This is a genomic window from Lysobacter sp. BMK333-48F3 (assembly GCF_019733395.1).
In the GTDB taxonomy this organism is placed as follows: domain Bacteria; phylum Pseudomonadota; class Gammaproteobacteria; order Xanthomonadales; family Xanthomonadaceae; genus Lysobacter.
Genome location: NZ_JAIHOO010000001.1, coordinates 2395061 through 2409066 on the forward strand (window position 1 = coordinate 2395061; position 14006 = coordinate 2409066).

At 68.9% G+C, this 14006-nt stretch carries 12 protein-coding genes; 6 read left to right on the plus strand and 6 right to left on the minus strand.

From position 1 onward, the window contains the following. The first annotated feature begins 34 nt into the window (after positions 1-34). Both K4L06_RS10195 and K4L06_RS10200 read left to right on the plus strand, forming a co-directional pair. Positions 35-1792: a CocE/NonD family hydrolase gene (locus K4L06_RS10195; RefSeq protein ID WP_221671284.1), complete on the plus strand. Its 1758-nt coding sequence runs from the start codon at positions 35-37 to the stop codon at positions 1790-1792. Positions 1793-1898: 106 nt separating this feature from the next. Further along, entirely contained in the window at positions 1899-2576 is a 678-nt protein-coding gene (locus K4L06_RS10200; protein ID WP_221669623.1) for an IS1595 family transposase, read from the plus strand. A 175-nt stretch (positions 2577-2751) separates the two neighbouring features. Here K4L06_RS10200 and K4L06_RS10205 read toward each other — a convergent pair whose 3' ends face one another. Continuing rightward, positions 2752-3357, minus strand: a complete 606-nt coding sequence (locus K4L06_RS10205) for a mechanosensitive ion channel family protein (protein ID WP_221671285.1) — start codon at positions 3355-3357, stop codon at positions 2752-2754. A gap of 143 nt (positions 3358-3500) precedes the next feature. Further along, entirely contained in the window at positions 3501-3905 is a 405-nt protein-coding gene (locus K4L06_RS10210; protein WP_221671286.1) for a Rid family hydrolase, read from the minus strand. Between the two features lie 130 nt (positions 3906-4035). Between K4L06_RS10210 and K4L06_RS10215 the strand changes: the two genes are divergently transcribed. Continuing rightward, complete coding sequence (locus K4L06_RS10215) at positions 4036-4959, plus strand: LysR family transcriptional regulator (RefSeq protein WP_221671287.1); 924 nt, start codon at positions 4036-4038, stop codon at positions 4957-4959. Positions 4960-5024: 65 nt separating this feature from the next. Here K4L06_RS10215 and K4L06_RS10220 read toward each other — a convergent pair whose 3' ends face one another. Beyond that, positions 5025-5384 (minus strand): HEAT repeat domain-containing protein, encoded by a 360-nt coding sequence (locus K4L06_RS10220; RefSeq protein WP_221671288.1) that lies wholly within the window; start codon positions 5382-5384, stop codon positions 5025-5027. Between the two features lie 184 nt (positions 5385-5568). Here K4L06_RS10220 and K4L06_RS10225 point away from each other — a divergent pair, with 184 nt between their 5' ends. Both K4L06_RS10225 and K4L06_RS10230 read left to right on the plus strand, forming a co-directional pair. Next, entirely contained in the window at positions 5569-5850 is a 282-nt protein-coding gene (locus tag K4L06_RS10225; RefSeq protein WP_221671289.1) for a hypothetical protein, read from the plus strand. Positions 5851-6487: 637 nt separating this feature from the next. Then, positions 6488-8110, plus strand: a complete 1623-nt coding sequence (locus tag K4L06_RS10230) for an FAD-dependent monooxygenase (protein ID WP_221671290.1) — start codon at positions 6488-6490, stop codon at positions 8108-8110. 182 nt (positions 8111-8292) lie between these two features. Here the strand turns inward: K4L06_RS10230 and purD are convergent, their stop codons facing one another. Next, entirely contained in the window at positions 8293-9591 is a 1299-nt protein-coding gene (purD, locus tag K4L06_RS10235) for a phosphoribosylamine--glycine ligase (RefSeq protein WP_221671291.1), read from the minus strand. Between the two features lie 266 nt (positions 9592-9857). Here purD and K4L06_RS10240 point away from each other — a divergent pair, with 266 nt between their 5' ends. Then, positions 9858-11315, plus strand: coding sequence for a sodium:alanine symporter family protein (locus K4L06_RS10240; RefSeq protein ID WP_221671292.1), 1458 nt, complete (start codon positions 9858-9860; stop codon positions 11313-11315). 206 nt (positions 11316-11521) lie between these two features. On the opposite strand, the gene K4L06_RS10245 is transcribed toward K4L06_RS10240, so the two are convergent. Beyond that, on the minus strand, positions 11522-12208 hold the full coding sequence (locus tag K4L06_RS10245) for a hypothetical protein (protein WP_221671293.1): 687 nt from the start codon (positions 12206-12208) through the stop codon (positions 11522-11524). Between the two features lie 43 nt (positions 12209-12251). Next, complete coding sequence (gene purH / locus K4L06_RS10250) at positions 12252-13838, minus strand: bifunctional phosphoribosylaminoimidazolecarboxamide formyltransferase/IMP cyclohydrolase (RefSeq protein WP_221671294.1); 1587 nt, start codon at positions 13836-13838, stop codon at positions 12252-12254. Positions 13839-14006 lie beyond the last annotated feature (168 nt).

A 14006-nucleotide genomic window follows, 5' to 3' on the forward strand; every position in this document is an offset into this window, starting at 1 on the left:
GACACTGCCCGCATCCGTCGTAGGAGCCTGGTTCATGCACGTCCGTCACCGCCGCTTCCTTGCCGTTCTGCTCGCCGTCCTCGCCATTCCGGCGGTATCCGCCCTGGACCTGGGCAGCCTGCCTGTCGACACCCCGCAGGCGACGCCGTCGCCGTCCGTGTCCAGCTACCTGCACGACGTGTCGCAGCCGATTCCCGGGGTGAGCTGGATGACCGGCATCAGCGAGCATCACCGCATCACCATGGCCGACGGCGTGGAACTCGATGCCTGGGTCGTGCGGCCGGACATCGCCGGTCCGGTGCCGCTGGTGCTGGAACTCACCCCGTACTACGGCGGCGGAGACCCGGCCGCGACCCGGGCGGTCAGCAGCGCCGCCAACTATCCGTTCAACCTCGCCATCGCCGCGCCGTTCCAGGAACTGATCAAGCGCGGCTACGCCTTCGGCATCCTGTCGGTGCGCGGCACCGGCGCGTCCGGCGGTTGCTTCAGCATCGGCGGGCCGCAGGAGGCCAAGGACATGGCGACCGCGATCGAGTACTTCGCCGCGCAGCCCTGGTCCAACCAGGCGGTGGGCGCGATGGGGGTGAGCTACGACGGCACCGCGCCGCAGGACCTGTGGGTGGAGGCGCCGCCGCAGCTGAAGACGATCGTGCCGATCAGCGGCCTGTCCGACATGTACAAGTACAACTACGTCAACGGCGTGACGATCGAAAGCACCCGCGGATTCAACACCTATTACTGGCTGCTCGACGGCCTGGTCCCGGCCGGCCTGGAAGGCGGCAGCCAACTGCTCGATCCGGCCACCGCGCCCGATGCCGCGATCGGCGAGGTCTGCAAGGAGCGCATCGACGTCACCGCCGAAGGCTTCACCTCCCTGGTCGCCGGCGACAAGACGCCGTACTGGCAGGCGCGCGACCATCTCGCCGCGCTCAAGGCCGACCCGGCCAAGAAGCGCGCCAGCGTGTTCTACATCCACGGCCTGCAGGACTGGAACGTCAAGCCGCACAACATGGAAGGCTGGATCGAAGCCCTGCAGGGCAGCAACGTGCCGTTCAAGGCCTGGCTCGGCCAATGGGATCACGCCTGGCCGGACCGCAGCGACTGGATCACGGTGATGACGGCCTGGTTCGACCAGTTCCTGAAGAACCGCAACACCGGCATCCTCGACGCGCCCCGGGTGCAGGTGCAGGACGACGCCGGGAAGTGGCGCAACGAGCCGCGCTGGCCGGCGACCGCCAAGAAGCTGACCCTGTACCCGCAGGTGACCGGTACGCTCGGCACCGTCCAGGGCGTGGGCTACGCCGACTACAACGATTATTTCGGCCAGGACGTCAACGAAACCGCGCCGCAGCCCGACGACCGGGTCGCGTTCGTCACCGCGCCGCTGGCCAACGATTTGCATCTGTCCGGCATGCCGCGCTTCGAGGGCATCGTCGCCGCGACCGGCGCGCGCGCCAACTTGATGCTGACCCTGGCCGAACAATTGCCCGACGGCACGCTGCGTCCGTTCAACTTCGCCTCGCTCAGCCTGAATCACGCGCAGAGCCTGGAGCGAGGCCAGCCGAGCGTGGCCGGCGAACCGCAATACGCCGGGGTGAACTTCTATCCGCAGGAAGACGTGGTGCACGCCGGCAATCGGCTGGTGCTGCTGGCCGCGGGCGACCTGATGTTCTATGGGCAACCGGGCCCGGCCATGGCGCCGCTGGCCACCGGTTCGCAGATCATCCTCGATCTGGCCAGCAGCAAGCTGGTGCTGCCGAACGACACGACCTTGAGCTACGAATCGCCATAAGCCGCCGACCGTCAGCTGCTCCAGCGCAACCCCGCTTTTGCCGTTCCCCCCTTTGACAAGGGTCTTAGGAAGCAAAGCTGCCTCATAACGCAGCTATCTTCCTGAAATGAATAAGAAAAATAGGTACTACAGCCGTTCGAAAATCAGCGAGGCCCGATTTCGGGCCCTCGTGCGCTGCTGGGCCCTGGACCTGACCGCGACCAGCACCGCGCAACTGACCGGGTTGAGCGTGCGATCGGTCAACTCGATCTTCCTTGCCTTGCGTCGTGCCATCGCCACCGAATGCGAGCAGCATTCGCCGTTCACCGGCCAGGTGGAAGTCGACGAATCCTTCTTCGGACCGTGGCGCGTGCGCGGCAAACGCGGCCGCGGCGCCGGCAAGAAAACCATCGTCTTCGGCATGCTCAAACGCGGCCAGCACGTCTACACCCAGATCGTCCCCAACTGCAAAACCGCCACGCTTCAGGCCTTAATTCGTGGGCATATTCGCCTGGAGAGCGAAATCCTCTCCGACTGTCTGTCCAGCTACGACGGCCTGGTCGACCTGGGCTATGCCAAGCACTGGCGCATTCGCCACAGCGGCAATCATTTCGCCGAGGGCGACAACCACATCAACGGCATCGAGAGCTTCTGGAGCTTCGCCAAGCGGCGCCTGGCCAAATTCAACGGGGTGCCCAAGGCCACCTTCTACCTGCACCTGAAGGAGTGCGAGTTCCGCTTCAACCACCGCCACGAAGACCTCTACCGGGCGACCCTCAAGTTGCTACGATCCAACCCACTCTGAGGGGCTGTTTGCTTCCTAAGACCCTTGAAAAAGGGGGGCAGGGGGGATTTGCTTCTGCTTCGTCCCAAGCAACAGCAACAGCAAATCCCCCGCGCCCGCTGCGCAGGCGCCGCCCCCTCTCCAAAGGGGGCAAAGAAGCATGCCGCGCTGCGGCTGACGTATCTCCCTCGCCCGCTCAGCGACCCGCCGCGTCCTGCCAATCCGCCGAGCCTTCCGCCCGTTCCCGCGCCGTCCGCGCCCAGCCCGGCTCCTGCCGCCAACGCCGCGTGCTGCGCTGGAAGAACTGGCTGTTCGGCACCTGCAGCACGGTGTCGTCGCCGTCGGCGTGGACCTCCTGCAGCGAGGTGTAGATGAAGTTGATGTCGACCACCCGCCCCTTCAGCCCCGGCTTGTCGCCGTTCTCCAGCACTTCGATGTAGTCGTACAGCCGGAACGGCCGCGTGGTCAGGATCAGGAACGCGCAGAAGATGTTCGACAGCACGCTCCATGCGGCGAAGAACGCCACCGCGCCGACCGCGACGAAGCCGGTCAGCGTGGTCCACACCACCGAGCCGGAAATGCCCAGGCGGTTGAGGAACAGCAGCAGTGCGGAGATATAGATCAGCGTGCTCAGCACCCGGCGCAGGCCCAGCGCGAACGCCGGCGCGATGTCGTAACGGATGCAGATCCGCCGCACCAGCTGCCGCAGCAGGGTGGTCAGCAGCCAGGCCCCGGCCAGGATCGCCAGGGCCTCGCCCAGCTTCATGGCGACATAGGCGCTTTGCGCGATGCTCGGCGACATGACGGGGGCGATCCTCGGCGCGTGGGATGGCCGGGCAGTGTAAGCGGGCGCGGGTTAGGGCGCCGTGCCCGAGGCGGCGGCAACGCCGGCCGAGCCGCGTCCGCCGCCCTCGCGATCGCGCGCGATCGCGCGGCCAGCGCCGATCAATCCGCGACGCTCTCCGGCAACTTCGCGATCGCCTTGATCTCGAACTGGAACCCGTACAGCCAGGTCGCCCCGATCCCGGTCAGGGTGGGATGCGGCGCCTCGCCCCAGAACTCGGGCACGATCGCCCAGATGCGCTCGAAATTCCGCTCTGGGTCGACCACGAACAGGGTGACGTCGACCACATCGTCGAAGCGGCAGCCGGCCGCGGCCAGCACCGCGTTCAAATTGGCGAACGCCAGCCGCACCTGCGCCTCCAGTTCCGGCTCGGGCGAGCCGTCCTCGCGGCTGCCGACCTGGCCGGAGACGAACAAGAAACCGTTCGACCGTACCGCTGGCGAATAGCGGTTGCGCTGGTACAGCGCCTGCCGTCCTGCGGGAAACACCACATCGCGCTTGCTCATCGTTGCCTCGGCATGCAGCCGTCGTTGTCGATGCGGCCACGATAGAGAGGCGCTCGATGCCGATAGACCCGGCGATCGGGTTTTCACTGTTTGTAGAATCCGGACAATCCAGAACCAACCCGGAGCCGCGATGGACCGTATCGACGCGATGCAGGCCTTCGCCCGCGTGGTCGAGACCGGCAGCTTCACCAAGGCCGCCGACACCCTGCGGATCAGCAAGACCAGCGTCACCCAACTGGTGCAGCAGCTGGAGGCGCGGCTGCGGGTCAAGCTGCTCAACCGCACCACCCGCAAGGTCGTCGTCACCGCCGACGGCGCCGCTTACTACGAGCGCGTGCTGCGCCTGCTCGCCGACCTCGACGACGCCGAAACCAGCCTGTCCGGCGCCGCGGCCGCGCCGCGCGGCCGGCTGCGCGTGGACGTGCCCAGCCCGCTGGCGCGGCTGATCCTGATCCCGGCGCTGCCGGCGTTCTGCGAGCGCTATCCCGAGCTGCAGCTCGACCTGGGCGTCAGCGACCGCCGGGTCGACCTGATCGGCGAGAACGTCGACTGTGTGATCCGCGGCGGCCCGATCGCCGACCCCTCGCTGGTCGCGCGCCACATCGGCGACCTCGCGCTGGGCGCCTACGCCTCGCCCGCCTATCTGCAGCGCGCCGGCGTCCCCGCGCACCCGCGCGAGCTCGACGACGCCCGCCACCGCATCGTCCGCTTCCAGTGGCCGCGCGCCGGCCAGCCCCCGGCCCAGACCCTGCAGCGCGGCGACGAACAAGTGCCGCTGCAGGGCCGTTACGCCCTCGCCGTCGACGACGGCAACGCCTACCTCGCCGCCGGCCTGGCCGGCCTCGGCGTGCTCTGGCTGCCCCAGTACATGGCCCGCGCCCACGCCGAACGCGGCGAACTGGTGCGACTGTTCGCCGACTGGCGCCTGCCGCCGATGCCGCTGTACCTGGCCTACCCGCCGAACCGCCACGTCAGCGCCAAGCTGCGGGTCTTTATCGATTGGGTGGTGGAAGTGGTGGGGCGGGAGGCGCCGATGATGGCAGCGGCAGGTTGATCGGGTTTTCGGACTTCAGTGGAAGCCAGAGCGCTACCTGCCACCGATGAATGCCTGTGTCCGGTTCAAGGAATCGGCTGGGGAACCGCGACGCCGAGATACTGCGAAAGATCGTCCGCGGCAGCGTCGGCCTGGCCGCGGACATGCGGATCGGCGTCCTGCAGCGCCGCAGCGATGGTGGGAACGGCGACGCTCAGATCGAGCCGGCCGCAAGTCCGGGCCAAATGGCCGAGGCCGAGTACGGCGTTGGCCCGGACATCGGCGTCGGGGTGTCGCGCCAGCGTCACGCAGATGGCCTCGGCCCAGGCGCAATCGGGCGGGTCCATGCCGATGAGGATCGGTACGTACGCAAGTTCATCGGGCAAGCCGCGCGTTATCGCCGCTTCGATGTCCTGTTTGGTCCAGCCATCCTTGAACGGGCCCATCGCCGTCGGGTTCCCTATGGGGATACGAAGCCGGATTCTCGCATGCCCGATGAACGCGTTCGGCAATGTCGGCGCGAAGTGAAGAACTATCGGCTGAACGCGTGTGCGGCGACGAGGCGGAATTTCACGTCGCGGTGGCATCGGCTGGCTACGCTGGGCGCGAACCTTGCGAGAGGAGGTCGCCATGTCTGCGGACCCGAAGACGCCGTTGGATCAGGTCAACGCGGCGCTGAACCAGCTCAAGGAAATGCGTCATTACTCGAAGAACTACGTCGAGCAGCTGACCGCGCAGTGGCTGTTGTTCGACGGCGAGCTGAAGAAGTTGAAGCAGGCGCAGAACATCGAGGAATTGATGATGCGCCAGGGCGAGTTGTACGACGCCCTGGAGAAGGAGATCGGCGAGCTCGAGGAGTTGGCGGTGACCCTGCAGCCGGCGCCCGAGGAGCCTGCGGGGACGCTGCATTAGGCCCGTTTTCGCCTGTCCGCGCGTCCTAGGCTTCATGCGTTCGGCAGGAGCGGGGTGTGGTTTGCGCCGCTCCTGCCCGTTGCCCGTTGCAGTCCGAACGCGGCTTCGGTCGATGGCGATAGCGTCCACGTTTCCGCGCATTTTTTGTCGCGGCGTACAGTTTTTTGGTTCGGGGACAGGAGCGACGCGAGTCGCGACTAGGGTGCGTCAGGTCGCGCCGTTGTTGTGTTGTCGTGGTCGCGGCTTGCGCCGCTCCTACAAAGGTCGCGGTTCTGGGGTAGGAGCGACGCGAGTCGCGACCGCGTTGCGGCAGGTCGCGTCGTGGTTGCGTTGCCGTGGCCGCGGCTTGTGGCCGGAAGAAATCCCGTGGGACGCCGCTCCTACCCTGGAGGTGAAGCGCGGCTTCGGCCGATGGCGATAGGGCTGGGCTTCTCTGCGCGGTCTCTGTCGCGGCTCACGCCGCTCCTACAAGGGGGCAGGCGGCGCTTTGTCGGCGTTGGCGGTTCGCCGCGTGCGCATCGGGAGCGGATGGGCTCCGTCCCTATGACTATCTTAGCCCCCTGGGGGCTTGCCGCAAGCCCCGGGGCGTGGGGCTCAATCGCCGGCCGTAGCGAGGGCTACGTGTCGGGAGACGGCGATGAGCATGTGGTTGTCGAAGTGGAAGGCGCGGGAATCGCGTGGCCGCGGTGGCGCGGGCGCGGCGACGGGCGGGCCCGAGGTGCGGGCCATCGATGTCGGCGCCGCTAGCGAGCGGACGTCGGCGCCGAGGTCGCATGCGGTCGTGATCGCTGGGGGCGGGCCGACCGGCTTGATGCTGGCGGGGGAGTTGGCGCTGGCGTGCGTGGATGTCGCGATCATCGAGCGGCGCGAGTCGCAGGCGTTGCTGGGCTCGCGCGCGGGCGGCTTGCATGCGCGCACGCTCGAGCTGCTGGACCAGCGCGGGATCGTCGAGCGTTTCCTGGCCGAAGGACAGATCGCCCAGGTCGCCGGTTTCGCCGGGACGATGTTCGACCTGAGCGGATTTCCGACCCGGCATCCGTACGGACTGGGGCTGTGGCAGAACCATATCGAGCGGATCCTGGCCGGTTGGGTCGACGAGCTTGGGGTAAGGATCTATCGCGGTCGCGAAGTGGCCGGGTTCGTGCAGGATGAGGCCGGGGTCGATATCGCCTTGTTCGACGGCACGACCTTGCGCGCGCAGTACCTGGTCGGCTGCGACGGCGGGCGCAGCGCGGTGCGCAAGGCGGCGGGGATCGATTTCGCCGGTTGGGAGGCGACCGCCAGCCATCTGATCGCCGAGGTCGAGATGGCGCAGACGCCTGCGTTCGGCACCCATCGCAGCGCGTTCGGCGTGCACTCCTTCGGCCGGACCGAGTACGAGATCCGCGACGGCCAGGTGGTGTACGCCGAGCGAGGGCCGATCCGGTTGATGTTGACCGAGCCGCAGGTCGCGAGGGGCGAGCCGAGCTTGGAGGATCTGCGCGCGACGCTGATCGCGGTCTGCGGTACCGATTACGGCGTGCACAGCCCGGCCTGGATCTCGCGTTTCAGCGATGCGACCCGGCAGGCGGCGGCCTATCGCGAGCGGCGGGTGCTGCTGGCCGGCGACGCGGCGCACGTGCATGCGCCGGACGGCGGGCAGGGCCTGCAGTTGGGGCTGCAGGATGCGGCGAACCTGGGCTGGAAGCTGGCGCAGGTGGTGAAGGGGATTTCGCCGGAACGCTTGCTCGATACCTATCAGACCGAGCGGCATCCGGTCGCGGCGCGGGTGCTGCGCACGACGATGGCCTCGGTCGCGCTGCGGCGGGCGGACGAACGCACGACGGCATTGCGCGAGGTCGTGGCGGGACTGCTGGATGCGCAGGAGCCGCGGCGGCAGTTGGCGGCACAGCTGTCGGGTTTGGATATCCGCTACGACCTGGGCGAGGGACACCCGCTATTGGGGCGGCGGATACCGGATCTGGAACTGTCGGTCGACGGCGAGGCGGTGCGGACGTACGCCTTGTTGCATGCGGCGCGGCCGGTATTGCTGAACCTCGGTGCGAAGGGGGCGTTGGCGATTGCCGATCCGGTCGATCGGGTTCGGGCGGTCGATGCGCGTTACGACGGCGCTTGGGAGTTGCCGGTGTTGGGCGAGGTCGCGGCGCCGACGGCGGTGCTGATCCGGCCGGACGGGTACGTGGCCTGGGTCGGAGAGGGGAGCGAGGCCGGCTTGGCCGAGGCGTTGGCGCTTTGGTTCGGGGGGAGGGACGGCGGGTAAACCGCTTCGGCCGGTGGCGACGCTGTTGCGGTGCTTGCGCGTTCCTTGTCGCGGCTTACGCCGCTCCTACAGGAAGAGCCGGTTTTTGGGGTAGGAGCGACGCGAGTCGCGACCGCGTGCAGGTCGCGTCGATGCCGGGACGAAGTCGGTGCGTCGCGCTCGGGCGCGACGCACCGCGGGGCTCAGGCCTTGGCCTGCTGTTCGCGCTCGATCGCGCGCCAGCCGATGTCGTTGCGGTGGAACTCGCCGTCCCAATGGATCTTGGACAGCGCGGCGTAGGCTTCGCGCTGGGCCTGGGCGACGTCGTCGCCGAGGGCGCAGACGCACAGCACGCGGCCGCCGGCGGTGAGGGTGTCGCCGCCGTCGCCGAGCTTGGTGCCGGCCTGGAACACCTTGGCGTGCGGGGGCTGCGGCACGGTCAGGCCGTGGATGACGTCGCCGGTCTGCGGCGTTTCCGGATAGTTCGCCGCGGCCATCACCACGCCGAGCGAGGGGCGCGGGTTCCATTGCGCCTGGGCTTGGTCGAGGCGGCCGTCGATGGCCGCTTCGACCAGGTCGAGCAGGTCGGATTCCAGGCGCAGCATCACCGGCTGGGTTTCCGGGTCGCCGAAGCGGACGTTGAATTCGATCACCTTGGGCGCGCCGGCCTGGTCGATCATCAATCCGGCATAGAGGAAACCGGTGAAGGGCACGCCGTCGGCGATCATGCCGTTCACGGTCGGCATGACGACTTCGCGCATGACCCGCTCGTGCACCTCCGGCGTCACCACCGGCGCCGGCGAATAGGCGCCCATGCCGCCGGTGTTGGGGCCGGTGTCGCGGTCGCCGACCCGCTTGTGGTCCTGCGAGGTGGCCATCGGCAAGGCGTGCTGGCCGTCGACCATGGAGATGAAGCTGGCCTCTTCGCCGTCGAGGAATTCCTCGATCACCACCCGCGCGCCGGCGGCGCCGAAGGCGTTGCCGGACAGCATGTCGACGACCGCGGCCTCGGCTTCTTCCAGGGTCATGGCGACGATCACGCCCTTGCCGGCGGCCAGGCCGTCGGCCTTGACCACGATCGGCGCGCCCTTCTCCCGCACGTAGGCGAGCGCGGCGTCGACCTCGGTATGCACGGCGTAGTACGCGGTCGGGATGCCGTGGCGGGCCAGGAAGTCCTTGGCGAAGGCCTTGCTGCCTTCGAGCTGGGCCGCGGCCGCGGTCGGCCCGAAGATGCGCCGGCCGGCGGCGCGGAAGCGGTCGACCACGCCGGCCACCAGCGGTGCCTCGGGACCGACCACGGTGACCGCGACGGCCTCGTCGGCGACCAGTCGCAGCAGGCCGTCGAGGTCGGTGGCGGCCACGTTCACGTTGCGGCACTTGGCCTCGTGCGCGGTGCCGGCATTGCCGGGGGCGACCAGGACCTCGTCGATGCGCGAGGACTGGGCGAGTTTCCAGGCGAGCGCGTGTTCGCGCCCGCCGGACCCGATGACGAGGACCTTCATGCGTGCTCCGGGGATATGACGGATGGGGAGGGGCTTATGACCCATGGGATTTTACGGCAGGGGCCGGGGCGGGGCGACCGGCTGCTACCATCGCCGGGTTTTCCGGCCTAGGGATGGGGCCGCGGCCCACGGGCCGGCGGCGGCGCGCAGCGCCCGGAGCGGCGGCCGCCAGGCCGGTACCGAAGCCTCGCACGGCGAGGGCCGGGCCGAGGCCGGCGCGGCGCATCCGCGCTACTTCCTCTCGCCCCTACTCGGAACCGTCCCGCATGGATTGGCTGCTGCACCGGATCGAACAGGCCATCTCGCCGATCATCGGCGCGATCAACAATGTGCTTTGGAACTATGTGCTGATCTACGGCCTGCTCGCGGTCGGCATCTTCTTCACCGTGCGCCTGCGTTTCGTCCAGGTGCGCCGGTTCCCGCACATGCTGCACGTGATCGGCCGCGGCACCGACGGCGACAACGCCGGCATCTCGCCGTTCCAGGCCCTGTGCACTTCGCTGGCGGCGCGGGTCGGCACCGGCAACCTCGCCGGCGTCGCCATCGCGATGAGCCTGGGCGGGCCGGGCGCGTTGTTCTGGATGTGGTGCACGGCCGCGGTCGGCATGGCCACCGCTTATGCGGAAAGCGCGCTGGCCCAGTTGTACAAGGTGCGCGACGAGAACGGCCAGTACCGCGGCGGCCCGGCGTATTACATCGCCCGCGGCCTGCGCATGCCGAAGATGGGCTGGGCGTTCGCGTTCTGCCTGCTGTTCTCCTACGGCGTGGTGTTCAACGGCGTGCACGCCAATGCGATCGCGCAGTCGGTCGGTGAGACCTTCAAGTTCAGCCAGACCCAGGTCGCGGTGGTGCTGGTGCTGCTGACCGGCGCGATCATCTTCGGCGGGCTGCGTTCGATCGCCAAAGTCGCCGAGTGGGTGGTGCCGTTCATGTCGGCCGGCTACATCGGCCTGGCGCTGTGGGCCTTGGTCGCGCATTACGACCAGGTGCCCGCGGCGGTGATGATGATCCTGCGCGGCGCGTTCGGCCTGGACCAGGCCGCGGGCGGCATCGCCGGCGGCATGGCCGCGGCGATGCTCAACGGGGTCAAGCGCGGCCTGTACGCCAACGAGGCCGGCATGGGCAGCGCGCCGAACATCGCCGCGGCGGCGACGCCGGTGCCGCACCACCCGTCCAGCCAGGGCTTCGTGCAGTCGCTGGGCGTGTTCTTCGACACCATGTTCATCTGCACCGCGACCGGCCTGATCGTGCTGCTGTCGGGCGTGCTCGGCCAGGGCGGCGACGGGGTGATCATCACCCAGCGCGCGATGACCGTGTTCTTCGGCGAGTGGGGCGCGTGGTTCGCCTCGATCGCGCTGTTCTTCTTCGCCTTCACCACGATCCTGGGCAATTACTCCTATGCCGAGAGCGGCTTGCTGTACATCGGCGGCGGGCGCAAATCGCTGTTCGCGCTGCGCATCGTCGCGCTGTGCGTGATCGTGTGGGGCGTGTTCTCCAAGGTGCAACTGGTCTGGGACGCGGCCGACGCGGCGATGGCGGTGATGGCGACGTTGAACCTGGTCGCGGTGCTGGCCCTGGCCAAGGTGGTGGTCAAGCTGACCCGCGACTACGACCGCCAGCTCGACGAAGGCAGGTCGCCGGAGTTCCATATCGCCCAGTACCCGGAGCTGGGCGACGGGGTCGACCACGAGATCTGGAAAGAGCGCAAGAAGCCGGGCGCCTGAGCGCCCATCGATCGCTCCTACCCCTTGGGGCGCGGAGCCTCTGTAGGAGCGGCGTGAGCCGCGAAAGCCGAAGCGGTTTACGTAAGCGCAGACACCGAAGCCCGGGCATCCGGGCTTCTTTGTTTGCGGCATCCGGGCTTCGGGTTGTGGCGTGGTATTGCACCGCTGCGGTTGGTCGCGGCTCACGCCGCTCCTACATGGGCGGGTCAGCGGATGATCGCGGTCTGGCCGATCACGCCGTCCTGGCGCAGGCGCTGCATCGCCAGGTCGGCGAGGCTGTCCCATTGCGGCGGCGGCAGGCGGTTCTTGCGCAGGTGCCAGAGCAGGGCGATGGACTGGTAGCGGCCTTCGCGCCAGGTCAGGGTCGCGCGCCAGGCCGGCTGCAGCGATTGCGGGTCGAGCAGTTCGACCCGGTAGCTTTGTTCGGCGATGCGGCGGCCGTCCATTCGCTGGTCGGCCAGCGATACCCGCAGCACCGGTGCGGCGAACTCGCGGATCGCCTGCGCGGTGCGCGCCTGGTGCGCCACGGCGGCTTCGCGGTCCTGGCCCTGGGCGGTCTGGCCGAAACGCTCCTCGTCGCTGCGCGCGGACAGCGATTGGGTGCGATAGCCGGCCTCGTCCAGGCGCCGGGCCAGGGCGCGGGCGAGCTGGCCGGTGTAATCGCGGCGCACGCCGCTGTCGATGCCCAGCGCGACGTCGGGCTCGACCAGCAGCACGGTCAGGGCCTGGCGGTCGGCCGGCAGCGCGCCCAGGGTCTGGCTGTCGACCGACTGCCGGCGCAGGTACTGCCACGCGCCCCAGCCGGCCAGGACCAGCAGCATCAGGCCCAGCACCAGCAGCTTGCGCAACAGCGCGGCGCGCAGGCCGGCGCGGCGGGTCGGGGCGGCGGTCATGGTCGCGGTCGCGGGGACGCGCGCGGCGTCCCCGCGTTCGGGCTCAGTGGCGGAAGTGGCGCACGCCGGTGAACACCATCGCCAGGCCGTGTTCGTCGGCGGCGGCGATGACTTCGCTGTCGCGCATCGAACCACCCGGCTGGATCACCGCCTTGATCCCGGCCGCGGCGGCGGCGTCGATGCCGTCGCGGAACGGGAAGAAGGCGTCGGAGGCCATCACCGAGCCCGGCACGACCAGGCCGGCTTCCTCGGCCTTGAGCGCGGCGATTTTGGCGCTGACCACGCGGCTCATCTGCCCGGCGCCGATGCCGATGCTGCGGTGGTCGCGGGCATAGACGATGGCGTTGGACTTGACGAACTTGGCGATGCGCCAGGCGAACAGCAGGTCGTTGAGCTGGGCTTCGGTGGGGGCGAGCTTGCTGACCACCTTGAGTTCGTCGCGGCCGACTTCGCGCAGGTCGCTGCTCTGCACCAGCAGGCCCGAGCCGATCCGCTTGACGTCGTGGATGTTGCGGCCGGCGCCGTGCGGGATGCGCAGCACGCGCACGTTGGCCTTTTTCTTGGCGTATTCGACCGCGCCGTCCTCGTAGTCGGGGGCGATCAGCACCTCGACGAACTGGCGGTCGAGGATGGCCTTGGCGGTGGCGGCGTCGAGCTTGGTGTTGAAGGCGATGATGCCGCCGAAGGCCGAGGTCGGGTCGGTGGCGTAGGCCAGCTCGTAGGCGTCGCCGCAGGCCACGCCCTCGGCCACGCCGCAGGGGTTGGCGTGCTTGACGATCACGCAGGCCGGGCGCTCGAACTGGCGCACGCATTCCCAGGCCGCGTCGGCGTCGGCGAGGTTGTTGAAGCTCAGTTCCTTGCCCTGCAGCTGGGCGAAGGTGGCCAGGGTGCCCGGCACCGGGTACAGGTCGCGGTAGAACGCGCCCTGCTGATGCGGGTTCTCGCCGTAGCGCAGGTCCATGACCTTGACGAAGTTGGAGTTGTGCTGGGCCGGGAAGGTCTGCGCGCTGCCGTCCTCGGCGATCGCCGAGAGGTGATTGCTGATCGCCGCGTCGTACTGGGCGACGCGATTGAACGCGGCTACGGCGAGGTCGAAGCGGGTCTTGGCCGACAGCGCGCCGGCGTTGGCTTCGAGCTCGGCGAGCAGGCCGGCGTACTGGGCCGGGTCGGTGGCGACGGCGACGCGGGCGAAGTTCTTCGCCGCCGAGCGCAGCATCGCCGGGCCGCCGATGTCGATGTTCTCGATGACGTCCTCGAACGAGCTGGACGGGTCGGCGGAGACCTGTTCGAACGGGTACAGGTTCAGCACCAGCAGGTCGATCGCGGCGATGCCGTGTTCGGCCATGACCGCATCGTCGGTGCCGGCGCGGCCGAGCAGGCCGCCGTGCACGATCGGATGCAGGGTCTTGACCCGGCCGTCCATCATTTCCGGGAAGCCGGTGACCTCGGAGACGTCGCGCACGGCCAGGCCGGCGTCGCGGATCGCCTTGGCGGTGCCGCCGGTGGACAGCAGTTCCACGCCGTGCGCGGCGAGGGCGCGGGCGAGATCGAGGAGGCCGGTCTTGTCGGACACGGACAGCAGGGCGCGACGGAGTTTCACCGGCGAGCCGGTCGAGCGGTCGGAGGTCATTGCGGGGAGGGAGGCTGCGGAAGGGCGCGGGAATTATAGCCGCCGGGGGCGGGCGGCCGGTCCGTTCAGGGCGGTATGGGGAGGGGACGGTGGGGCCAAAGGCAAGGGCAAGAGCAACGGCAAATCCCCCCTGCCCCCCTTTTTCAAAGGGGGGAGGCGATCGGGTTG

Bases quoted from the DNA above. Each gene is read 5' to 3' on its own strand.
- K4L06_RS10195 (WP_221671284.1), top strand. From the start codon at position 35: ATGCACGTCCGTCACCGCCGCTTCCTTGCCGTTCTGCTCGCCGTCCTC.
- K4L06_RS10200 (WP_221669623.1), top strand. From the start codon at position 1,899: ATGAATAAGAAAAATAGGTACTACAGCCGTTCGAAAATCAGCGAGGCC.
- K4L06_RS10205 (WP_221671285.1), bottom strand. From the start codon at position 3,357: ATGTCGCCGAGCATCGCGCAAAGCGCCTATGTCGCCATGAAGCTGGGC.
- K4L06_RS10210 (WP_221671286.1), bottom strand. From the start codon at position 3,905: ATGAGCAAGCGCGATGTGGTGTTTCCCGCAGGACGGCAGGCGCTGTAC.
- K4L06_RS10215 (WP_221671287.1), top strand. From the start codon at position 4,036: ATGGACCGTATCGACGCGATGCAGGCCTTCGCCCGCGTGGTCGAGACC.
- K4L06_RS10220 (WP_221671288.1), bottom strand. From the start codon at position 5,384: ATGGGCCCGTTCAAGGATGGCTGGACCAAACAGGACATCGAAGCGGCG.
- K4L06_RS10225 (WP_221671289.1), top strand. From the start codon at position 5,569: ATGTCTGCGGACCCGAAGACGCCGTTGGATCAGGTCAACGCGGCGCTG.
- K4L06_RS10230 (WP_221671290.1), top strand. From the start codon at position 6,488: ATGAGCATGTGGTTGTCGAAGTGGAAGGCGCGGGAATCGCGTGGCCGC.
- purD (WP_221671291.1), bottom strand. From the start codon at position 9,591: ATGAAGGTCCTCGTCATCGGGTCCGGCGGGCGCGAACACGCGCTCGCC.
- K4L06_RS10240 (WP_221671292.1), top strand. From the start codon at position 9,858: ATGGATTGGCTGCTGCACCGGATCGAACAGGCCATCTCGCCGATCATC.
- K4L06_RS10245 (WP_221671293.1), bottom strand. From the start codon at position 12,208: ATGACCGCCGCCCCGACCCGCCGCGCCGGCCTGCGCGCCGCGCTGTTG.
- purH (WP_221671294.1), bottom strand. From the start codon at position 13,838: ATGACCTCCGACCGCTCGACCGGCTCGCCGGTGAAACTCCGTCGCGCC.